We start from the raw sequence: 20652 nt of genomic DNA on the forward strand, positions 1-20652 counted from the left end.
TGGATGGTAGAGTCCGCGCCGATATGAGTTACGCCACCGAACCCGCCCATCACCATGGCCGCCCCGCACGCGTTGGGGTGCTGCTGGTCAATCTCGGCACGCCCGAGGCCCCGACTCCTGCGGCGCTGCGGCGCTATCTGGGGGAATTTCTCAGCGACACCCGGGTGGTCGAGATCCCCCGGCTGATTTGGTGGCCGATCCTGCACGGCATCATCTTGCGCGTGCGCCCCAAAAAATCAGCCGCCAAATACGCCAGCGTCTGGACGCCCCAAGGCTCGCCCTTGGCGAGCTGGACGGCCAAGCAAAGCGAGCTGCTCAAGGAGCATCTTGGTTTGCCAGCAGGCAGCGTGGTGCGCCACGCCATGCGCTACGGCCAGCCCTCGGTGGGCAGCCAGCTTGATGCGCTCAAGGCCGAAGGCTGCGACCGGATCTTGATCCTGCCGCTCTATCCGCAGTACTCCGCCACCACCAGCGCCAGCGTGTTTGACGCGGTCTACGCTTGGGCCGGCAAGGTGCGGCGCGTGCCTGAGCTGCGCTTCATCAACCGTTACGGCATGGACGCCGATTACATCAACGCCTTGGCGCTGAAGATCGAAGCCCATTGGCAGCAGCATGGCCGGGCCGACAAGCTGGTGATGAGCTTTCACGGCGTGCCCGAGCGCACCTTGCATCTGGGCGACCCTTATCACTGCGAATGCCATCAGACCGCACGGCGCTTGGCTGAGCGGCTGGGCTTGGCGGCCCAAGACTGGCAGTTGACCTTCCAGAGCCGCTTTGGCAAGGCCAAGTGGCTGGAGCCCTACACCGAACCCACCTTGCAGGCCCTGGCCAAGCAAGGGGTGCCGTCGGTGCAGGTGGTTTGCCCGGGTTTTGTCGCCGATTGCCTCGAAACGCTGGAAGAAGTGGCGATGGAGTGCCGCACGGCTTTCCTGACCGCTGGGGGTCAACGCTTTGAATACATCCCGTGCCTGAACGACGACCCGGCTTGGATCGGCACTTTGGCCAAACTGGTGAGTCAGCACACCCAAGGTTGGTGGGGCGATGCGTTGTCGGTGGAAGAACGCCAAGCCGGGCGTGAACGCGCCTTGGCAGCGGGCGCTAAAGACTAAAAAACGGCCACCGGAACAGCGATGCGTCTGGATAAATGGCTTTGGGCGGCGCGTTTCTTCAAAACCCGCAGCTTGGCCACCGAAGAAGTGGGCCGCAACCGGGTGCTGGTCAACGAGCAAGCCGCCAAGGCTTCACGCGAGGTGCGCGTTGGGGACCGGCTCAGCTTGCGTCAGGGCGACTGCCCGATCGCGCGCGTCGTGACGGTGCTGGGAGTGTCGGAAGTGCGCGGCCCGGCTCCGATCGCGCAGGCGCTCTACAGCGAAACGCCGGAAAGTCTCAAAGCCCAAGCGGACTGGCGCGCCAACCGGGTGTTTCTGCGCGACCCCGCCCAAGGCATCGAGCAAGGCCGCCCCACCAAACAAGATCGCCGTCGGCTGGAGGCTTGGCAAAGCGGCCCGATGAGCCACAGCGACAACGACAACGACAACGACAACGACGATGCCGATTAAAGCCCGAGCTTGATCTTGCTGGCCACCAGCACCGCGCTGGCGCCGGTACCGTTCCACGTGCCTTCCACACTGATCGGCTGCATCGGCTTGCCGTTCAAGAGCTCATCGGCGCTGGTTTCGCGGAAAAAGCTGTGCTCATTCCATGTCACATGCAACACCGAACCATCGCTCAAAGTCAGCTCCAACCACTGAGCCACTGTGTCGATGCGGCTCAAAACGCCGCTACGCTCGATCACGGCGCCCGGAACAGCCAATTCGTTTTCGCAACGGATGTTTTGTGCCCGCACACCTGAGGGCATGCCCACACCATCGACCACCACGTACTGACCGTTGCTGAGATCGGTGGCGCCGCACAAGGCGAGGTTGAAGTTTTCGAGCAACGTCGAAGTGGATGAGGCATCGATGACCACATCACGCACCGTGAACTGACGTGTGCCCGGCAACCAGTTGGTCACCGTGCCGCGTACTTCAGCCGCTTTTTCGGTCACCACGTTGCGCAGTTGGATCACATGCGACTGGAAACTGCCGTCGATGTCAAAGCGGCCCTGAACACGCACATAGGTGCCATCGAGCAAGTTGGAGGCTGTGCCGCCGCTGATCACGGTAGCGCCGTCCCAGCGCACCGTGACGCCGTCCAGAATGAATACGCCGTTGACACCGTCACTGCCACTGACCACCCCACCGATGTAGTCATCCACCGCCGCAGGACCCTTGCTGGCCAAACGGTCGCGCATGCGCACCGCCTGCGCCGTCAAGACCGAACGGACAGGATCGAAGGCTGCGGGATCGGCAAAGATGGTTACCACCTGACCATGGGTGAGCGGCGTGGCCGGCGTCAGCAACTGCACAGGCGCGCTGAGCTGCACCGTGACGGCCCCCAGTTGGAAGTGCTGATTGGGTGTGACCCCCGAAACCCCGGTCACAGCGCCGTGCAGCCGGGCACTGGCCATGGGCACACGTTGTTCAATGCGGGTTGCGACCCAACTCGGTTGACCCCCAGCCACGGCAGGCACAGCGATCGCATGCACCTCGACCCAATCGGCCGGTTTGACCGAACTCAGCGCAAGGTAAGGCGGCTCAAACACCGTGACCGGACCAAAAGCCGGGTCGGTGTTGATTTGTACGGTCTGACCAAGCAACGTCAAGGTTTTCAGACCGACTGAACCGACCGGGCCAATCAGTGCGGGTTCGATCTGGATTTGCCGTGCCACACCCTGATGGGTGCCAGCCCCATCAACATCAAAGCCAATCTCAACCCCTTGACCGAGTTTGACTTCAGCTCGGTCGAGCTTGCCGGGTTGCCGTTCGATGAGGACATTGGCGACCGTATCGTCAAACCGGGCACCATCGACGATCACGCTGCCAAAACCGGTCACGGTGCCGACACTCAACCCCTGTGGAGCAGAGCCGGTACCGTTGGTGCCCACCCCACCCCCTCCACAAGCCATCAAAACAGCCAAGGTCAGGGCGGTGGCTACCCAGATCGGACGACGCCTGGTCCAGCGAGGAAGACTCGATTCAGACAGGCCCCACATGATCAACTCCCGGACTCATTCTTCGGGTGATGGAACGGGTCCGCTGCTGGCGCTGCTGGTGCTGTGGGCGCCGGATCCGCTGTCACCGCTTCGTGGTAGTAATAAACGCCAAACCGCACCCGCATCGGCGTGTCTGATTGGGCTTCATCCCGCTGAACCCGCGCAGTCGCGGACGCCACCATGGCTTCAAAGGCGGGAGCCCACAACTCACGTGCACGGGCGGCAAGGTAAGCGGCCGAGGCTTGACTCAGGCCATCGGCAAAAACACTTTGTTCCAGAAACCGCTCGTCAACGGGTGCCGTGAGATTGTGCACTGCAGCAGCCAAATGATCGGCAGCATTGACGGCCAACGTGCGCGCAGCGTTCGTATCACCCGGTTGACTGATGAATCGGTCGGTTTCAAGCAACACGTCTTCGTCCTCAACGCGCACAAAGCCCAAACGTTGCAGCTCTTCAAGCAAGGTGCGCGGATGCACATCGCTCGACACATCCCGCGCCAAGGCCTCAAAACTTGGCGGTGGGCCATGTCGGGGCAAGCGCGACAAGGGCACGGTGCGGCTCAGTGAATCGGGTGCCACGCCTCGGTAACCGGCATCGGTGATCCAGCGCGTGAACAACATGGCAGCCGGTGTCGGTGCGTGGGCAGCAGCGGTGGGTGCAGCCTGTGAAAACAACCGTACATCCTTGCGATGCACACCAGACAGCACACTCAAGGCTGAATCGGTCACTTTGCTGCCGCGCTGCTCTAGCTCAGCACGAGCCTGCGTCAGAAAGACGCCTTTCAGCGCTTGCGCAAGAGCACCGTGATGAACCCCGTTGCGCAACAGCCAAGACACCAACGGCTGGATGACCACCAGCGATTGCTCCAAAGCCAACTGCGCCCGGGGATCAGAGCCTGCGGGCAATTCAGAAGGGTCTGGCGAGGTCTCTGTCATACGCGTCATAGTCTGGAGTCTCTTTATGGGATTATTTCCCATTTGAGGCAATCCACACACCCCCGATTTGGGGCGGAGATGTCACTCTCCACCGGAGAGCATCGATTTGATCACGCTTGCTACGGCTGGAAATTGGGCAAAGCTGAAAAAATCACCCTCTGACTTGAAAAATCACGCCCTCATCCCCAGCTTGTCGAAAGAGCCTGATCTTCAGGAATTTTTTAAGTTCAAAGCCTTTTCAGGATTCGCACGTGACGACTGAAACCCATCCCACCGAAACCGCCATTCCCGCGACCGAAATCGTCGATGATTTCCCTGCGCGAGTTGCTGAGCTCGAAGCCAAGAACGCCCAGATGGCGGATGCCTATCTGCGATCCAAGGCCGAAGTCGAAAATATCCGTCGTCGTGCCGAAGAAGAAATTGCCAAGTCGCGCAAGTTCGCCGTGGAATCCTTCGCCGAGAGCCTCCTGCCCGTGAAGGACAGCTTGGAAGCCGCCATCGCCAACCAAGCCACGGGCAAGGTGGCGTCAGAGCAGGTGCTTGAGGGTGTGCAACTCACGCTGCGCCAGTTGGCGCAAGCCTTGGAGCGTAACAAGGTGCTGGAGATCAATCCGCCCGTCGCGACCAAATTCGACCCCAAGCAACACCAAGCCATCAGCGTGGTCCCGGCAGAGCAAGACCCCAACACCGTGGTGAGCGTTCTGCAAAAGGGCTATCTGATCGCTGACCGCGTGCTGCGCCCCGCCCTTGTGACGGTCAGCGCTGCCAAGTAAGCCAAGTAAATACCACGGCAAACCAGCGACCCCTTGAAAGGGGTCGGCTTGCCCGCACATCCAACACAACATCCATTCCATCCGGAGCACAAACATGGCCAAGATCATCGGCATCGACCTCGGTACCACCAATTCCTGCGTTGCCATCATGGAAGGCAACACCACCAAAGTGATCGAAAACTCGGAAGGTGCACGCACCACACCGTCGATCATTGCTTACCAAGAAGACGGTGAAGTGCTGGTCGGCGCCTCGGCCAAGCGCCAAGCGGTGACCAACCCGCGCAACACGCTTTACGCGGTCAAGCGCCTGATCGGTCGCAAGTTCACCGAAAAAGAAGTGCAAAAGGACATCGACCTGATGCCCTACACCATCGCGGCGGCCGACAACGGCGACGCATGGGTGGAAGTGCGCGGCAAGCGTTTGGCCCCGCCGCAGATCTCGGCCGAAGTGCTGCGCAAGATGAAGAAAACCGCTGAGGACTACCTCGGCGAAGAAGTCACCGAAGCCGTGATCACGGTGCCGGCTTACTTCAACGACAGCCAACGCCAAGCCACCAAAGACGCTGGCCGCATCGCCGGTCTGGACGTCAAGCGCATCATCAATGAGCCCACTGCCGCAGCGCTGGCCTTCGGTCTGGACAAGCACGGCAAGGGTGATCGCAAGATTGCGGTCTATGACTTGGGCGGCGGCACCTTCGACATCTCGATCATCGAAATCGCCGATGTGGACGGCGAAATGCAGTTCGAAGTGCTCTCGACCAACGGTGACACCTTCTTGGGCGGCGAAGACTTCGACCAACGCATCATCGACTTCATCATTGCCGAGTTCAAGAAAGAATCCGGCGTTGACCTGACCAAGGACGTGCTGGCCCTGCAACGCCTGAAGGAAGCCGCTGAAAAGGCCAAGATTGAGTTGTCGAACTCGTCGCAGACCGACGTCAATCTGCCCTACATCACCGCTGACGCTTCGGGCCCGAAACACCTGAACATCAAGTTGACCCGCACCAAGCTCGAAAGCCTGGTCGAAGAGCTGATCGAGCGCACCATCGCTCCTTGCCGCACCGCCATCAAGGATGCTGGCGTGGCCGTGAGTGCCATCGACGACGTGATCTTGGTTGGCGGCATGACCCGCATGCCCAAGGTGCAGGAGAAGGTCAAGGAGTTCTTCGGCAAAGAGCCGCGCAAGGACGTCAACCCCGATGAAGCCGTGGCTGTCGGTGCCGCGATTCAAGGTCAAGTGCTGGGCGGCGACCGCAAGGACGTGCTGCTGCTGGACGTGACACCGTTGTCCCTGGGTATCGAAACCTTGGGCGGCGTGATGACCAAGATGATCGCCAAGAACACCACCATTCCGACCAAGTTTGCCCAGACCTTCTCCACCGCCGACGACAACCAGCCGGCCGTGACGATCAAGGTGTTCCAAGGCGAGCGTGAACTGGCTTCGGGCAACAAGAGCTTGGGTGAGTTCAATCTCGAAGGCATCCCACCCGCGCCGCGTGGCATTCCGCAGATCGAAGTGAGCTTTGACATCGACGCCAACGGCATCTTGCACGTCGGCGCCAAGGACAAGGGCACCGGCAAGGAAAACAAGATCACCATCAAGGCCAACTCCGGCCTGTCGGAAGAAGAAATTCAGAAGATGGTGAAGGACGCCGAGCTCAACGCCGCCGAAGACCACAAGAAGGTCGAACTGGTCCAAGCCAAGAACCAAGCCGACGGCTTGGTGCACAGTGTGCGCAAGTCGCTCACCGACTACGGTGACAAGCTGGACGCGGCTGAAAAGGACAAGATCGAAGCCGCCATCAAGGACATGGAGACCGCGCTCAAGAGCGACGACAAGGCTGAGATCGATGCCAAGTCCGAAGCGCTGATGAGTGCCAGCCAAAAGCTGGGCGAGAAGATGTACGCCGACCAAGCTGCTGCGGCTGGTGCGGGCTCTGCCGAGGCACCGAGTGGCATGGGTGGCGCCGGCGGTGGCACTCAGGGCGGCAACGCCAAGCCGGCCGACGACAATGTGGTGGATGCCGAGTTCAAGGAAGTCCGCAAGTGATCCGGGTGATCCTGCGCCTTTTGAACACGATGGACACAGCACCGGCACGTCAGGGAATGATGCATGGCTAAGCGCGATTACTACGAGATCCTCGGGGTGGCTAAAAACGCCTCCGATGATGAGATCAAGAAGGCCTACCGCAAGCTGGCCATGAAGCATCACCCTGACCGCAATCAGGGCGACAACGCCAAAGCGTCGGAAGAAAAATTCAAGGAGGTCAAAGAGGCCTACGAGATGCTCTCCGACGCCCAAAAACGCTCGGCCTATGACCAGTTTGGTCATGCTGGTGTGGATCCCAACGCCGGTGGCGGTGGGGGGTTCCGTCCGGGCGGTGACGGCTTTGCGGACGCCTTTGGCGATATCTTCGGCGACATCTTCGGCGGGGGTCGCCGGGGCGGTGGCGGCGGGGGGCAGCAGGTTTATCGCGGCGCTGATCTCAGCTACGCGATGGAAATCACCTTGGAGGAAGCGGCCAACGGCAAAGAAAGCCAAATCCGCATCCCTGCTTGGGAAAGCTGCGGCACCTGCCACGGCAGCGGTGCCAAACCCGGCACCAGTGCCAAGACGTGCGGCTCCTGCCAAGGCTCAGGCACGATTCACCTGCGCCAAGGCTTCTTCAGCATCCAGCAGACGTGCCCGCACTGTCACGGTTCAGGCAAGGTGATCACCGATCCGTGCACCAGCTGCAACGGGGCCGGCAAGGTCAAAAAGCAAAAGACGCTGGAAGTGAAGATCCCCGCCGGGATCAACGAAGGTCAGCGCATTGCCTTGCGCGGTCACGGCGAGCCCGGCACCCAAGGTGGACCTGCTGGGGACTTGTACGTCGAGATCCGCATCAAGCAGCACGAGATCTTCGAGCGCGATAACGATGACTTGCACTGCACCATCCCGGTGAGCATGGTCAAGGCAGCGTTGGGCGGTGCGATCCAGATCCCGACCTTGGGCGGTGGGCAAGCTGAAATTGATTTGCCGGAAAGCACCCAGCACGGCAAGACCTTCCGCTTGCGTGGCAAGGGCATCAAGGGTCTGCGCTCGGGCTATCCCGGCGACTTGTACGTGCACGTCTCGCTGGAAGTGCCCGTCAAGCTCACCGAGCATCAGCGCAAGCTGCTCAAAGATCTGGACGACTCGCTCACCAAGGGCGGTGATCGGCACTCACCGGACGCCAAAAGCTGGACCGACCGGGTCAAGGACCTGTTCAAGTAAGTTCTGACGTGCCGACCGCTAGCGGCCGTTGCGCAGACGGCCGCTGCGGTAGGACTCCGCCGCCATCTGGTAGTAACTGATGGCGTCGGTCAGCAACTCATCGGTATGCGCGTCGGGTTTGAGCACCTTGCCTGTCCCGGCTTCGACCAACCGATAGCGCGCGTTCGGGCGCAGCTCCACCACCACCCCATCTTCGTAATAACCCACCGTGCGCTCATCCGAGAGCAAGGCACGCTGATGCTTCACGCCTTCTTTAAGAATGTTCTGTCCAAAAAAGTGGCTGCGATAGCTCATGTTGAGCAGCGCCAGCACGGTCGGCGCCACATCGATCTGTGAAGCCACGGTGTCCACACGCCCCGGCTGAACCCGGCCTGGGGCATACATCAGCAGCGGAATGCGGTAGTCCTCCAGCGTCATCGGGTGAGCTCCACGCTTGCTGCTGGCGGTTGCACGGTCGGCGACGAAGACAAAAATCGTTTGGGCAAACCAAGCTTGCTGCCGAGCTGCCGCCATGAAACGCCCCAAGGCGGCGTCGGTGTCCCGAACCATGTCTTCGATCCCAAGAGGTTGGCCTGCACGCCCAGCACCCCGCATCGAACGGGTCATGATCTGTGCCAACACCGTTTGACCAAGCGCGTGCTGCCGATGGATCTCCGGCAGCACTTGGCGGTAGAGCTCATCGTCATCGACCGCACCCGGCAACGGCACCACGCCGTACCCGTGCTCAGCAAAGAAAGGCTTCATGTTGCCCAGATGGTCATTGCCCGCATAGAAGTACAAGGATTCATACCCTTTGCTGCGCAACACATCGGCCAAACTCACCGCCCCCACCGCTGCCGACACGCGCGTCAAGACCCGTCCACTCGGTGATGGCGGCACAGACAGCGTCAAAGCCTCTTGACCCACCGTGCCACGTCGACTGGTGGCATAGACCCGCGTGAAAAGCAGGCCGTCGGCCGCCAAGGCATCCAAGGTGGGTGTCAGATGGCGACCATCCCCCAGCGCACCCACAAATTCGGCCCCCATGCCGTCCAGGGTCACCAACACCACATGGCGTCGTTGATCACCGCCGGGCAGGTCGGCGACCACATCTCGCGCCAACGGCTCAGGACTTTGGGCGACGGGCTGGGAGGGCTGGGACGCCGAAGCCGCCAGCTCAAGAGCCAATTTGCGTGCGACTGCTTCGTGCGGCAGCGTTTTGTAGGCTTGGGCGTAATCGGGTTCGCTGTGGCGCAAAGCATGGGCGAGCTCAAAGTACCCATTGGCAGCCAGCTCATTGAGCGCAGCGTTGCCAGAGAAGTCCTTCGCGCTGACATCCAGCATGTGATACGACAACACCGGCGCCAAACTCCACAGCAGCGCCGCGATGTAGCGCTCGCGCTTGCGCCCCCGACGCGCTCCAAGACGCGGCAACAACAGCCGCATCAAGGCCACCCATGTCAAGGCGGCAACACCCAAGCCTAGGCCCAGCAAAAAGCCCAAGGTTTGGCTGCCGTGAGCACTGAGCAACTGATCGAATGCTTCGTGCGGATAGAACAGCCACTCGACCACAATCATGTTGAAGCGCACGCCGTGGTCATGCCAGAACAGCAATTCGAGGCACGCGACCCAGCCCCAAAGAAGGCACACCGGCACCATCAGCACGCCCACCAAGCGGATCAGCGAGCCGCTGTTCCGGCTGCTGGAAAACGCCAGCAGCCATGCGATCGGCGCCAAGAAATAGCTGGCAACACCCGCGTCAAACAAAGCGCCCACGCTCAGCGCTGGGATCAGTCGTTGCGGTGCAAACAACTGGGCATCGCCGTTTTGAACCGCCAAGACCAAGCGCAAGCAGAAATTAAAGAAGATAAAAACAGCCAGCAAGGTCACCAAAGCCCGCATGCGTCCCGGTCCAATGCGGTTGGCGAGGGTATGCAGGCTGCGCCGCAGCGCAAAGGAGAACACCAAAACGCGCATATCAACTCACGGTGTGGGCGGACAACGCAACCGCATCTCGGCCGACTGCGCATGGGCTTGCAAACCTTCGCCATACGCCAGCTCAGCAGCGATCACACCCAGCACTTGGGCACCGGCTTCGCTGACCTCGATCAGGCTGGAGCGCTTTTGGAAGTCGTAGACCCCGAGCGGCGAGGAAAACCGCGCCGTCCCGGACGTGGGCAAGACGTGATTCGGCCCGGCGCAGTAATCGCCCAAGCTCTCGCTGGTGTAGGCCCCAAGGAAGATCGCGCCGGCGTGCCGGAGCAGCGGCTCCCAGCGATGCGGCTCCGAGGAGCTCACTTCGAGGTGCTCGGGCGCGATGCGGTTGCTGATGGCACAGGCCTCTGCCATGTCTTTCGTCAGGATCAAGGCGCCCCGCCCTTCCAGGCTGGCGCGGATCACGTCGCGACGCGGCATGGCGTCGATCAAGCGCTCGATGGCCGCTTGCACTTGATGGATGTAATCGGCGTCGGGGCAAAGGAGGATCGACTGCGCCAGCTCGTCATGCTCGGCTTGGCTGAACAGATCCATCGCCACCCAATCCGGCGGCGTCGAGCCGTCGGCCAAGACCAAGATTTCACTCGGGCCGGCGATCATGTCGATACCCACTTGGCCAAAGACGCGCCGCTTGGCGCTGGCCACATAGGCGTTGCCCGGGCCGGTGATCTTGTCCACGCGCGGCACCGTGGCGGTGCCATGGGCCAACGCCGCCACCGCTTGCGCGCCACCCACGGTAAAGGCGCGCGTCACGCCCGCCACATAGGCCGCAGCCAGCACCAAGGCGTTTTTCTCGCCCTTGGGCGTGGGCACGACCATGATGATTTCACCCACCCCGGCCACATGAGCCGGGAGCGCGTTCATCAGCACACTGCTCGGGTAAGCCGCTTTGCCGCCGGGCACATAGATGCCCACGCGGTCCAGCGGCGTGACCTTTTGGCCGAGCAAGGTGCCGTCTTCGTCGCGGTAGCTCCACGAGAGGCCACAGGCTTGCAACTGACGCTCGTGATAGCTGCGCACCCGCGCCGCCGCCGCCTCCAGCGCCCCACGCTGCGCTGGGGTGATGGCGTCAAACGCTGCTTTGAGTTCGTCGCGGGTCAATTCCAGCTGAGCCATCGAGGCCACGCTCAGGCCGTCAAAGCGGGCGGTGTACTCAAGCACCGCCGCATCACCACGCTGGCGCACGTCGTCCAAAATCGCCGCCACACGCTCTTCGATGGCGTGATCGGTCTCGGCCGACCAGTGCAACACGCGCTGGAATTCAGCCTCGAAGTCCGCCGCAGCGGTGTTCAGATGACGGATGGCAACGTGAGACATAGGACAACAGCAGCAAAAAAATCAATCACGGGGGATGGCTGAGGCAAAAGCGTCGATCAAGGCACGCAGCCGATCACGCTTGAGCTTCAAGGCCGCGTGGTTCACCACCAAGCGCGAAGAGATCTCCATGAAGGGCTCGACCTCCACCAGATGGTTGGCACGCAGGGTTGAACCCGTCGAGACCAGATCGACGATGGCGTCGGCCAAGCCGGTGAGCGGGGCCAGCTCCATCGAGCCGTACAGCTTGACCAGATCGACGTGCACGCCCTTGTCGGCAAAGTGCTGGCGGGCAATGCGGGTGTACTTGGTGGCCACGCGGATGCGCGAGCCTTGCTTGACGGCCGCTTGGTAATCGAAATCGGCGCGCACCGCCACGCTCATGCGGCACTTGGCGATGTTCAGGTCCAGCGGCTGCACCAAGCCGTCGCCGCCGTGCTCGATCAGCACGTCTTTGCCGGCCACGCCCAAATCAGCGCCGCCGTGCTGCACATACGTCGGCACGTCGGTGGCGCGCACCAGCACCACACGCACATCGTCGCGGTTGGTCGGCAAAATCAGCTTGCGCGACTTTTCTGGGTCTTCCAGCACCGTGATGCCAGCTGCCGCCAGCAGCGGCAAGGTTTCTTCAAAAATGCGTCCTTTGGACAAGGCCAGCGTGATCATCCCTTGATCCTTTCAATGTCGGCACCCACGCCGCGCAACTTGGCTTCCATGCGGTCATAGCCCCGGTCGAGGTGATAGATGCGGTCCACCACCGTTTGGCCTTCGGCCACCAAGCCCGCAATCACCAAGCTGGCCGAGGCGCGCAAATCGGTGGCCATCACCGCCGCACCCGACAGCCGGGGAATGCCTTCGACGATGGCGGTGTGGCCATCGACTGCGATGTGCGCCCCAAGCCGCACCAGCTCATTGACGTGCATGAAGCGGTTTTCAAAAATGGTCTCGCTCACCCGCGCCACACCTTCGGCGATGCAGTTCACGGCCATGAACTGGGCTTGCATATCGGTCGGGAAGGCCGGGTATTCGCTGGTGCGAAAGCTCACCGCCCGCAAACGACCTTCAGATTGCACCCGGATCCAATCCTCACCCGCCGCACTCTGGCCCGACTCGATGTGCGCCCCGGCTTCGCGCAGCTTGTCGATCACGGCGTCGAGGTGATCAGCGCGCGCGCCGCGCAGCGTCACATCCCCGCCGGTGGCCGCCACGGCACAGAGGAAAGTGCCCGCTTCGATGCGATCGGCCACGATGCGGTGCGCCACGCTGGGGCTGTGCAGGCGCTCAACACCCTGAATGCGGATGCGATGCGTGCCGTGCCCTTCGATGCGCGCGCCCATCTTGATCAACAGCTCGGCCAGATCAGGAATCTCTGGCTCTTGAGCGGCGTTTTCAAGGATGGTTTCACCCTCAGCCAAGGTCGCAGCCATGAGCAAGTTTTCGGTGCCCGTCACCGTCACCATGTCGGTGGTGATGCGCGCACCCTTGAGCCGTGCGGCCCGCGCCACGATGTTGCCGTGCTCAACACGGATATCCGCCCCCATGGCTTGCAAGCCCTTGATGTGCTGATCGACCGGCCGTGAACCGATGGCGCAGCCGCCTGGCAACGAGACCGTGGCTTGGCCGAAGCGTGCCAACAGTGGCCCGAGCACCAAAATCGACGCCCGCATGGTCTTGACCAGCTCGTAAGGCGCTTCCGGCGTGTTGATGGTGGACGCATCGATCAGCACCTGATCCGGCTGGCTGCTGCTGCTGCGCTCGGCCGTGGCACCCATGGTGCGCAACACCTTCAAGGTGGTGGCCACATCTTGCAAGAGCGGCACGTTGTCCAGCGTCACCGGCCCCGCGACCAACAAGGCGGCGCACAGCTCGGGCAAGGCAGCATTCTTGGCGCCCGACACGATGATGTCGCCCGAAAGACGGTGGCCGCCCCGGATATTGAGTTTGTCCATGATGTGACGATGTTCAGCAAGGAAAGGTCGGCGGCAAGGCCCACGCGACCGGATGGGGCTGAGCGGAGGATGGACGCGCTTTGCTTAGCGCGCACTCCCCGCGGCTACCTTGGCAACCCCTTCAGCAACCCCTTCAGCAACCCACTCGGCAGGCGTGAGGGTTTTCATCGACAGGGCGTGGATTTCCTCGCGCATGCGCTCGCCCAAAGCACCGTAGACCGCCTGATGACGACGCACCCGGTTCAAGGTCTCGAAACGCGAGGACACGATGGTGGCGAAGAAGTGACGCCCGTCACCTTCGACGACCAGATGCTCGCAGGGCAAGCCTGCGGCGATGAATGCACGTACTTGATCGGGAGTCGGATCGGCCATAGGGTGGGGATTGTATCGGGCCAGACAGCCGGCTCACGACCCGCGCTTCCTACAATCGGGCCCCATGCCTGATTCCATCCCACAAAACACCACCGCCCAACCCCCTCACGGCTTGCTTGCCGGCCTGAATCCCGAACAACTCGCCGCGGTCACCCTCCCTGCTCGCCCGGCCCTGATTTTGGCCGGGGCGGGTTCGGGCAAGACCCGCGTGCTCACCACCCGCATCGCTTGGCTGCTCCAGACCGGCCAAGCCGCGCCCGGCGGCATGATGGCCGTGACCTTCACCAACAAGGCCGCCAAAGAGATGGGCGCCCGTCTCTCAGCCATGTTGCCGGTGAATGTGCGCAGCATGTGGATCGGCACCTTTCACGGCCTGTGCAACCGCTTTTTGCGCCTGCACTGGAAACTCGCGGGCCTGCCGCAAACCTTCCAGATCCTGGACTCCGGCGACCAGCAAAGCGCCGTCAAACGCATCATCAAGGGCATGAACCTCGATGAAGAGCGCTTCGTGCCCAAGCAAATCAGCCACTTCATCGCCGCCAGCAAAGAAGACGGTAAGCGGCCCAAGGATGTCGAGGTGCGCGACCCGCAAAGCCGCACGTGGCAGCAGATTTACCAAAGTTACGAAGACCAGTGCCAACGCGAAGGGGTGGTGGATTTTGCCGAGCTGATGCTGCGCTCTTATGAACTGCTGCGCGACAACGAGCCGCTGCGCACGCACTACCAAGAACGCTTCCGCCACATCTTGGTCGATGAGTTCCAAGACACCAATCGGCTGCAATACGCTTGGCTGAAGATGCTGGCTGGCACGCCCGCAGAAGCGGCCCAAGGTCGGGGCAACGCGATTTTTGCGGTGGGGGACGACGATCAGAGCATCTACGCGTTCCGGGGCGCACGCGTGGGCAACATGGCCGACTTTGAGCGCGAATACCGCATCGACCACATCGTCAAGCTGGAGCGCAACTACCGCAGCTTCGGCAACATCCTTGATTCGGCCAACGCGCTCATCAGCCACAACAGCCGCCGCTTGGGTAAGAACCTGCGCACGGAGGCCGGCCCCGGTGAGCCAGTGCGGGTGATGGAGTCACCGAGCGACTTTGCCGAAGCACAGTGGCTCTTGGAAGAGATCCGCGCCCTGCACCGCAGCGGCACCCATCTGCACGAAATCGCGCTGCTCTACCGCAGCAATGCGCAATCGCGGGTGATCGAATCGGCGCTGTTCAACGCCGGCGTGCCGTACCGGGTTTGGGGCGGCTTGCGCTTTTTTGAGCGCGCTGAAGTCAAACACGCCCTCGCCTACCTGCGCCTGATCGAGAACCCCAACGACGACACCAGCTTCTTGCGCGTGGTCAACTTCCCGGCGCGCGGCATCGGTGCGCGCTCGGTCGAGCAGTTGCAAGACGTGGCACGCCAAAGCGGCCAAAGCCTGCACCAGAGCGTGAACGCGCTGAGCGGCGCAGCCGGCACCAAGATGGCCGCCTTCAACCAGCTCATCGCCACCCTGCAACACGTCACCCAAGGCCAAACCCTGCGCCAGATCATCGAAAAGATGCTCGATCTGAGCGGTTTGCTGAGCTTTTATCGCACCGACAAAGACGGCACCGACCGGCTGGAAAACTTGGACGAACTGCTCAACGCCGCTGAAGCCTTTGTCACCATCGAAGGCTTTGGCAAGGAAGCGGTTGGCCGGACTTCCAGCCCGGAGATGCAACCTGACACCGGCGAAATCCTCTCGCCGCTGGGCTCTTTCCTGACCCACGCCGCCTTGGAGGCCGGGGACAACCAAGCCCAAGCCGGCCAAGACGCGGTGCAGCTCATGACCGTGCACGCGGCCAAGGGTTTGGAGTTCGACGCCGTCTTCATCACCGGCCTAGAAGAAGGTCTCTTCCCGCACGACAACGCCGTCAACAGCTTCACCAGCGCGGGGCCCGAAGGCTTGGAAGAAGAGCGCCGCCTGATGTATGTGGCCATCACCCGGGCCCGCAAGCGGCTTTACCTGAGCGCCAGCCAAACCCGCATGTTGCACGGCCAGACGCGCTACAACGCCCTGAGCCGCTTTCTCGACGAGTTGCCGCCCGAAGCGCTGAAATGGCTCTCGGGCAAGCACCGCCATGAAACCCCTTCCGCCCCAAGCTGGGCCCAGTCAGGCTTCACCCCACCCGCCTTCGTCCGGACCAAGCCGACGGCTTTCGCGCCAACCCAGACGTCCAGCACCGGCCTGCGCCGGGGGCAGCATGTGTTCCACACCAAATTCGGTGAAGGCACCGTTTTGACCCTGGAAGGCCAAGGCGACGACGCCCGCGCCCAAGTCAACTTCAACCGTCACGGCACCAAATGGCTGGCGCTGAGCATCGCCAAACTGACGCCGATTGATTGAGAGGAGAGCGTTCATGTTGACGTGGTCATCCACCACCCCTTGGCTCATCTGGGCCCTGCTCTCAGCGGTGTTTGCCGCCCTGACCGCCCTCTTTGCCAAGCTCGGTCTTCAAGGGGTGGACGCTGATCTGGCCACCTTGGTGCGCACGGTCATCATCTTGGGGGTGCTGAGCGTGTTCATCACCGTCAAGGGAGGGTGGCAAAACCCGTTCCAGCTCTCGGCCAGAACGTGGCTCTTTCTGGGCTTGTCAGGCTTGGCCACGGGGGCGTCTTGGCTGTGCTACTTCCGCGCCCTGCAAATGGGCGAAGCCTCCAAGGTGGCGCCGGTGGACAAGCTGAGCTTGGTGCTGGTCGCGATCTTCGCGGTCGTCTTTTTGCAAGAGCGCCCCAGCCTGCGCGAATGGCTCGGCATCGCCATGGTGGCTGGGGGCGTGCTGGTCTTGGCGATCAAGCGTTCGGCGTAGCACTCACCTTGGCCCGGGTGAACCAGAACATCCCCAGACCCAGGGCGATCATCGGCAGGCACAGCCACTGACCCATGCTGAGGCTCAAGGCCAGCAATCCAAGGAAATCGTCGGGCTCGCGGAAGTATTCGGCGATGAAGCGCAAGCTGCCGTAGCCCACCAAAAAAGCCGCCGAGACCCGGCCCCAGACGACACGGCTGGAACCATCCGCTTGCACCTGTGACGCCGGCAAGGTCCGTTGGGCGTAGAACCACAGCAGCACGAACAGCAGCAGGCCTTCCAAGGCGAACTGATAAAGCTGCGAGGGGTGGCGCGGCCACGCCACACCGGACTGCGGGAAGACCATCGCCCAAGGCAGGGACGGATCGGCCGCCCGGCCCCAGAGTTCACCGTTGATGAAGTTACCGATGCGCCCACAGGCCAAGCCGGTGGGCACGCACGGGGCGATCAGGTCGGTGACTTGCAAGAAGCTGCGCTGGCGATGCCGGGCAAAGAGCGCCATGGCCACGATCACCCCCAGCAAGCCACCATGAAAGGCCATGCCGCCTTTCCAGATGGCAAAGATGTCGAGCGGGTGCGCGAGGTAGTGATCGAACTTGTAGAACAACACATAGCCCAACCGCCCCCCCAACACCACGCCAAGCACGCCGTAGAAAAGCAAATCCTCGATGTCGCGACCCGTCCATGCCGAGCTTGGGGCGGCAAAGGCCGGATGCTGCAAACGGCGCAAGCCGAGCCAGTAAAACAGCCCAAAAGCGGCCATGTAGGTCAAGCCATACCAGTGAATCTGGAAGACCCCCAAATGGAGGGCAACGGGGTCGAATTGGGGGTGGACTAGCATGGTCGCGGATCATACCCACGTAAAATTGTTTCTTTCACACGTCCGTTGCGGAGCCTTACACCATGCCCAATTCACAGCTCAACCCTTTGCAGCGCGTCTTGGCCAGTTTGAGTGGGGGTCGGTCCGGCCCTCAAACGCCGCAAACCACCGGTCCTTTGGACCCCCGGGTCGGGCTGTTGATGCAAATGCCGCTCTTTCAGGGCTTGCGGCCGGACACCGTGCAGCGTCTGCTCTCTGAAGCACGCATCGTCACCTTGAGACCCGGTGAATTTTTCTGCCGCCAAGGCGATGAAGCCTTGCATATGTACGTGCTCGAAACCGGCTTGGCCAGCGTCACCAAGGTTTGGGAGGATCACGGCTTGGAGCGCGATGCCTTGGGGCCCAACGATCAGTTCGATCTCGGCATGTTGGAGCGGGGGCAATCCTTTGGCGAACTGGCCTTGATTGAACGCACCCCTCGCAGTGCCTCGATCTGCGCCAAAACCAGTTGCGTGGCCATCGAGATCGCCGCAACCAGCTTGCGACGCATCCGCGAGTACGACGTCGATCAGTTCATCTTGATCCTGTCGAACATCTCGCTCACGCTCTGTCAGCGCGTCCGTGAAGCCGATGAAAAACTGATGCGCAACATACCGCTCAGCAAACCCGCACGCACCGCCAGCTTTCAAAACAGCAGTTACCCCAATTCCACCTACTGAATCTCAGGCTTCGACCGGGGGCCGTCGGCCCATCCGTTGCTCGAAGCGATTCATCCAGCCCGGGGCCTTGGTGTCTTCGTGCCACGTGCCCATCATGGTGTTGACCTTGTTGAGCAGGTGATCGGGCAGCTTGAGCGGTCGAGCTTCGTTCATCAGCACCTGGCTGAGGTACTGATAGCTCAACAAGCGGGTGATGAGGCGCGAGATCGAAAAGTCTTTCACCACCCAGCGCATCACGGTATCGACCCCCCGTGCGATGCCCAACACGGTGCTAAAAAGCAGCCGCGAGGGCCACGCCACGTGGCGTTGCAAGCCCAAAATTCGAGCGGCTTTCTTGCCGCACAGATGGGTCACCAGTTGAGTCGGGAAGGCTTTGATCCAGTTCACCGGGATCGAGTCCGCCATGGTGTTGACCAAGGCTCGGCCAAGCTCCGGACGCGGATCGTTGGACGGGATCTGACGCGCCAACCCCCGGGACTGGAGCCGGTCGAATAAAAACGCCGCTTCGTCCATGGTGTGTGCCATCAGCTCGCTGCGAATGCCCAAGATGTGACCCGCCACGTTCCACATGTGCAAATAGGCCCGCTCGTCCGCCTCGCTCAAGCCAAGCCCCAACTTGCGCAAACTGCGCAGATACACATAGCTGAAGGTGAGCAAGGTGTAGGCCTGCTCTTCTTGGCTGCAAGGCAGCCCCTCGGCCAAGTTCCAGCCGTGGGCAAAGAGCGATTGATGCATCCCTTGCGAACCGCCCAAGGTGGGCAGCGCGGGCACGGCGGGGGAGGTGGCGTTGAACTCTGCGGGATGACCACGCAGGATCAGGTTGCGGATCGTGGCGTGGATCAGGCGCACTTTCAGGATCTGCGCGATGCCTGAGCCGCTTGGATCGGTCAGTCCGCCCTTCATCATCACCGGGAACACCATGGCGGCAGTGCTACGCACACGGTACTCGGTGTGCTTTTCGAGCTGACCCGAGATATGCAGCACGGTGGCCAGATCAGGCACCAAGTAGCACTCGGGCAAGCTGGCACAAAACAGCAAGGCGATGGACAACAAGCCACTGTCCATGAACAGCGCCTCAGCACGTTCGATCTGGGCCTTGTCCGCCCATGGGGGCAAGACCCGAGCTTGCTGGACGTAGCTGTCGAGCGCCGCTGCGATCTCTAGCGGCAATTCAGCCTCGTCAGCGTGCCACGTACCCAGCGTTGCGTTGGTGGTCCAAGCGTCAAACTGCTTGGTGGCCAAAGAGAGGTATTCCCACTGCGTGCGGTGCGCGGCCAGATGATCGGCCCGGCTGGCCCCTTCCGGCAGGACGGTCCAAGGACCGACAAGGGTTGCCACCGTGTCATCGGCCAGCGGGTCAGCCTCGTGGCTCATGCGATCAAGCAAACCCGGTGAGAGGGTTGGAATGGGGGCGTGGGTGGGGATAGAGCTCATGGGCTGCGATTTTCTGAGCCCCTCAGGCACCCTTCACAACCGCTTCGTCACGGCTCGTGACGGGGCGCGTACTTTGCAACACCCTGCGAAGAAGTCGCCCTCAGCGGTGCTGGAAAACAACAGGTTGGCCCTCGGGACGCGCGCCCTCACGCGCCCCATCACGCGCCCGAAGCTGCCCACAACCGGCGTCCACGTCTTGGCCCGCCGACTGGCGAAGCTTGGTCAGCACCCCGCGTCGATGCAGGCTGCGCGCCAGCTCAGCCGCGCGCTCCCAACTCGGACGCTTGAAGTCCAAGTCGTCGGCCTCGACCGTGTTGAAGGGGATCATGTTCAAGATGGCGTACTTGCCGCGCAGCAGCGCCACCAAGGCATCAAGTTCAGCCTCGCTGTCGTTGACGCCTTCGATCAAGGTCCACTGCACTTGGATGGGGTAGCCTGTGGCGCGGGCGTAGCGCTCGCCTTGTTCGATCAACTCGACCGGGTCGATGCGCGGCGCACGCGGCAGCAGCTGTACGCGCAGCTCCGGCCGGGTGGTGTGCAAGGACAGCGCCAGCGCGGGCTTGACCACGCCTTGGGGCAGTCGCTCAAAGACGCGCGGATCGCCCACGGTGGAGAACACCAAGTTCTTGTGACCGATCCCGCCCAAGGTGCCAAGCAGCTCGATGGCTTCCAGCACGTTGTCGAGGTTGTGGGCCGGTTCACCCATGCCCATGAAAACCACTTTTTTGACCGGACGCAGCGCCCGCGCCAGCACCACTTGGGCCACGATCTCGGCGCTGCCAAGTTGACGCAGCAAGCCGCTGCGACCGGTCATGCAAAAGACACAGCCGACCGCACAACCCACTTGGGTCGAGACGCACAAACCGTCGCGCGGCAAGAGCACGCTTTCAACCCGCTGCCCGTCGCCCAGCTCGATCAGCAACCGCGCCGAGCCGTCTTCGCCCGAATGCACCGAGTGCACCCGCGCCAAAGCCGCCAGCTCAGCGGCCAGCGCGGGCCAAGCGTCGCGCAGCTCCAGCGGCAAAAAGTCTTCCGCCCGCCGCCGCCCGCCCTCTTGGGGCTGGGCTTGGGCCCAGCGCCGCAAGACCCGCTCTTCGTGGCAGGTCTTGGCACCCAAGGCGCGCAGCCGCTGGCGGATGTCTTCGATACGCATGGGCGACATATCTGGTCCT

18 protein-coding genes are annotated in these 20652 nt (G+C 62.1%); 8 read left to right on the forward strand and 10 right to left on the reverse strand.

Annotated features, from left to right (window positions below):
• Positions 1-23 precede the first annotated feature (23 nt).
• Positions 24-1109, forward strand: a complete 1086-nt coding sequence (gene hemH, locus AB3X39_RS02175; protein ID WP_369415714.1) for a ferrochelatase — start codon at positions 24-26, stop codon at positions 1107-1109.
• Positions 1110-1130: 21 nt separating this feature from the next.
• Entirely contained in the window at positions 1131-1559 is a 429-nt protein-coding gene (locus tag AB3X39_RS02180) for an RNA-binding S4 domain-containing protein (RefSeq protein WP_369415715.1), read from the forward strand.
• On the opposite strand, the gene AB3X39_RS02185 is transcribed toward AB3X39_RS02180, so the two are convergent.
• Positions 1556-3094, reverse strand: coding sequence for a DUF5666 domain-containing protein (locus AB3X39_RS02185; protein ID WP_369415716.1), 1539 nt, complete (start codon positions 3092-3094; stop codon positions 1556-1558). The two genes, AB3X39_RS02180 and AB3X39_RS02185, sit on opposite strands and share 4 nt — an antisense overlap.
• 2 nt (positions 3095-3096) lie before the next feature.
• Positions 3097-4029 (reverse strand): DUF6502 family protein, encoded by a 933-nt coding sequence (locus AB3X39_RS02190; RefSeq protein ID WP_369415717.1) that lies wholly within the window; start codon positions 4027-4029, stop codon positions 3097-3099.
• A gap of 251 nt (positions 4030-4280) precedes the next feature.
• On the opposite strand from AB3X39_RS02190, the gene grpE reads away from it, so the two are divergent.
• The 3 genes from grpE (at position 4281) to dnaJ (ending at position 8058) form a co-directional block, all read left to right on the forward strand.
• Positions 4281-4802 (forward strand): nucleotide exchange factor GrpE, encoded by a 522-nt coding sequence (gene grpE, locus AB3X39_RS02195; RefSeq protein WP_369415718.1) that lies wholly within the window; start codon positions 4281-4283, stop codon positions 4800-4802.
• Positions 4803-4896: 94 nt separating this feature from the next.
• Positions 4897-6852: a molecular chaperone DnaK gene (gene dnaK, locus AB3X39_RS02200; protein WP_369415719.1), complete on the forward strand. Its 1956-nt coding sequence runs from the start codon at positions 4897-4899 to the stop codon at positions 6850-6852.
• A gap of 63 nt (positions 6853-6915) precedes the next feature.
• The gene (dnaJ, locus tag AB3X39_RS02205) at positions 6916-8058 is read left to right on the forward strand and encodes a molecular chaperone DnaJ (RefSeq protein ID WP_369415720.1); all 1143 of its coding nucleotides are present in this window, start codon (positions 6916-6918) and stop codon (positions 8056-8058) included.
• Positions 8059-8076: 18 nt separating this feature from the next.
• Here the strand turns inward: dnaJ and AB3X39_RS02210 are convergent, their stop codons facing one another.
• From AB3X39_RS02210 to AB3X39_RS02230, 5 genes are all read right to left on the reverse strand, one after another.
• On the reverse strand, positions 8077-10014 hold the full coding sequence (locus tag AB3X39_RS02210) for an LTA synthase family protein (protein WP_369415721.1): 1938 nt from the start codon (positions 10012-10014) through the stop codon (positions 8077-8079).
• A gap of 6 nt (positions 10015-10020) precedes the next feature.
• Positions 10021-11349 carry a histidinol dehydrogenase gene (hisD, locus tag AB3X39_RS02215; RefSeq protein WP_369415722.1) on the reverse strand — a complete coding sequence of 443 codons (1329 nt, stop codon included), beginning with the start codon at positions 11347-11349 and terminating at the stop codon, positions 10021-10023.
• Positions 11350-11370: 21 nt separating this feature from the next.
• On the reverse strand, positions 11371-12012 hold the full coding sequence (gene hisG, locus AB3X39_RS02220) for an ATP phosphoribosyltransferase (protein WP_369415723.1): 642 nt from the start codon (positions 12010-12012) through the stop codon (positions 11371-11373).
• Positions 12009-13295, reverse strand: coding sequence for a UDP-N-acetylglucosamine 1-carboxyvinyltransferase (gene murA / locus AB3X39_RS02225; protein WP_369415724.1), 1287 nt, complete (start codon positions 13293-13295; stop codon positions 12009-12011). Before murA ends, hisG begins: the two co-directional genes overlap by 4 nt.
• 84 nt (positions 13296-13379) lie before the next feature.
• Positions 13380-13667, reverse strand: coding sequence for a BolA family protein (locus AB3X39_RS02230; RefSeq protein WP_369415725.1), 288 nt, complete (start codon positions 13665-13667; stop codon positions 13380-13382).
• Between the two features lie 64 nt (positions 13668-13731).
• Between AB3X39_RS02230 and AB3X39_RS02235 the strand changes: the two genes are divergently transcribed.
• Both AB3X39_RS02235 and AB3X39_RS02240 read left to right on the forward strand, forming a co-directional pair.
• Positions 13732-16044: a UvrD-helicase domain-containing protein gene (locus AB3X39_RS02235; RefSeq protein ID WP_369415726.1), complete on the forward strand. Its 2313-nt coding sequence runs from the start codon at positions 13732-13734 to the stop codon at positions 16042-16044.
• Positions 16045-16057: 13 nt separating this feature from the next.
• Entirely contained in the window at positions 16058-16507 is a 450-nt protein-coding gene (locus AB3X39_RS02240) for an EamA family transporter (protein WP_369415727.1), read from the forward strand.
• Here AB3X39_RS02240 and lgt read toward each other — a convergent pair.
• A complete protein-coding gene (gene lgt / locus AB3X39_RS02245) occupies positions 16491-17348 on the reverse strand; it encodes a prolipoprotein diacylglyceryl transferase (protein ID WP_369415728.1) in 858 nt (285 codons plus the stop codon). The genes AB3X39_RS02240 and lgt overlap by 17 nt on opposite strands.
• A 62-nt stretch (positions 17349-17410) precedes the next feature.
• Between lgt and AB3X39_RS02250 the strand changes: the two genes are divergently transcribed.
• Entirely contained in the window at positions 17411-18046 is a 636-nt protein-coding gene (locus AB3X39_RS02250) for a Crp/Fnr family transcriptional regulator (protein ID WP_369415729.1), read from the forward strand.
• A gap of 3 nt (positions 18047-18049) precedes the next feature.
• Here AB3X39_RS02250 and AB3X39_RS02255 read toward each other — a convergent pair whose 3' ends face one another.
• Positions 18050-19480, reverse strand: coding sequence for an oxygenase MpaB family protein (locus AB3X39_RS02255; protein WP_369415730.1), 1431 nt, complete (start codon positions 19478-19480; stop codon positions 18050-18052).
• Positions 19481-19580: 100 nt separating this feature from the next.
• Positions 19581-20633 (reverse strand): RNA methyltransferase, encoded by a 1053-nt coding sequence (locus AB3X39_RS02260; RefSeq protein WP_369415779.1) that lies wholly within the window; start codon positions 20631-20633, stop codon positions 19581-19583.
• Positions 20634-20652 lie beyond the last annotated feature (19 nt).

Source organism: Leptothrix ochracea, from assembly GCF_041083635.1.
Taxonomy (GTDB): Bacteria; Pseudomonadota; Gammaproteobacteria; order Burkholderiales; family Burkholderiaceae_C; genus Sphaerotilus; species Sphaerotilus ochraceus.

Excerpts from the sequence above, each read along its gene's own strand:
- hemH (WP_369415714.1), top strand. The coding sequence starts at position 24 with ATGAGTTACGCCACCGAACCCGCCCATCACCATGGCCGCCCCGCACGC.
- AB3X39_RS02180 (WP_369415715.1), top strand. The coding sequence starts at position 1,131 with ATGCGTCTGGATAAATGGCTTTGGGCGGCGCGTTTCTTCAAAACCCGC.
- AB3X39_RS02185 (WP_369415716.1), bottom strand. The coding sequence starts at position 3,094 with ATGTGGGGCCTGTCTGAATCGAGTCTTCCTCGCTGGACCAGGCGTCGT.
- AB3X39_RS02190 (WP_369415717.1), bottom strand. The coding sequence starts at position 4,029 with ATGACAGAGACCTCGCCAGACCCTTCTGAATTGCCCGCAGGCTCTGAT.
- dnaK (WP_369415719.1), top strand. The coding sequence starts at position 4,897 with ATGGCCAAGATCATCGGCATCGACCTCGGTACCACCAATTCCTGCGTT.
- dnaJ (WP_369415720.1), top strand. The coding sequence starts at position 6,916 with ATGGCTAAGCGCGATTACTACGAGATCCTCGGGGTGGCTAAAAACGCC.
- AB3X39_RS02210 (WP_369415721.1), bottom strand. The coding sequence starts at position 10,014 with ATGCGCGTTTTGGTGTTCTCCTTTGCGCTGCGGCGCAGCCTGCATACC.
- hisD (WP_369415722.1), bottom strand. The coding sequence starts at position 11,349 with ATGTCTCACGTTGCCATCCGTCATCTGAACACCGCTGCGGCGGACTTC.
- hisG (WP_369415723.1), bottom strand. The coding sequence starts at position 12,012 with ATGATCACGCTGGCCTTGTCCAAAGGACGCATTTTTGAAGAAACCTTG.
- murA (WP_369415724.1), bottom strand. The coding sequence starts at position 13,295 with ATGGACAAACTCAATATCCGGGGCGGCCACCGTCTTTCGGGCGACATC.
- AB3X39_RS02230 (WP_369415725.1), bottom strand. The coding sequence starts at position 13,667 with ATGGCCGATCCGACTCCCGATCAAGTACGTGCATTCATCGCCGCAGGC.
- AB3X39_RS02235 (WP_369415726.1), top strand. The coding sequence starts at position 13,732 with ATGCCTGATTCCATCCCACAAAACACCACCGCCCAACCCCCTCACGGC.
- AB3X39_RS02240 (WP_369415727.1), top strand. The coding sequence starts at position 16,058 with ATGTTGACGTGGTCATCCACCACCCCTTGGCTCATCTGGGCCCTGCTC.
- lgt (WP_369415728.1), bottom strand. The coding sequence starts at position 17,348 with ATGCTAGTCCACCCCCAATTCGACCCCGTTGCCCTCCATTTGGGGGTC.
- AB3X39_RS02250 (WP_369415729.1), top strand. The coding sequence starts at position 17,411 with ATGCCCAATTCACAGCTCAACCCTTTGCAGCGCGTCTTGGCCAGTTTG.
- AB3X39_RS02255 (WP_369415730.1), bottom strand. The coding sequence starts at position 19,480 with ATGAGCTCTATCCCCACCCACGCCCCCATTCCAACCCTCTCACCGGGT.
- AB3X39_RS02260 (WP_369415779.1), bottom strand. The coding sequence starts at position 20,633 with ATGCGTATCGAAGACATCCGCCAGCGGCTGCGCGCCTTGGGTGCCAAG.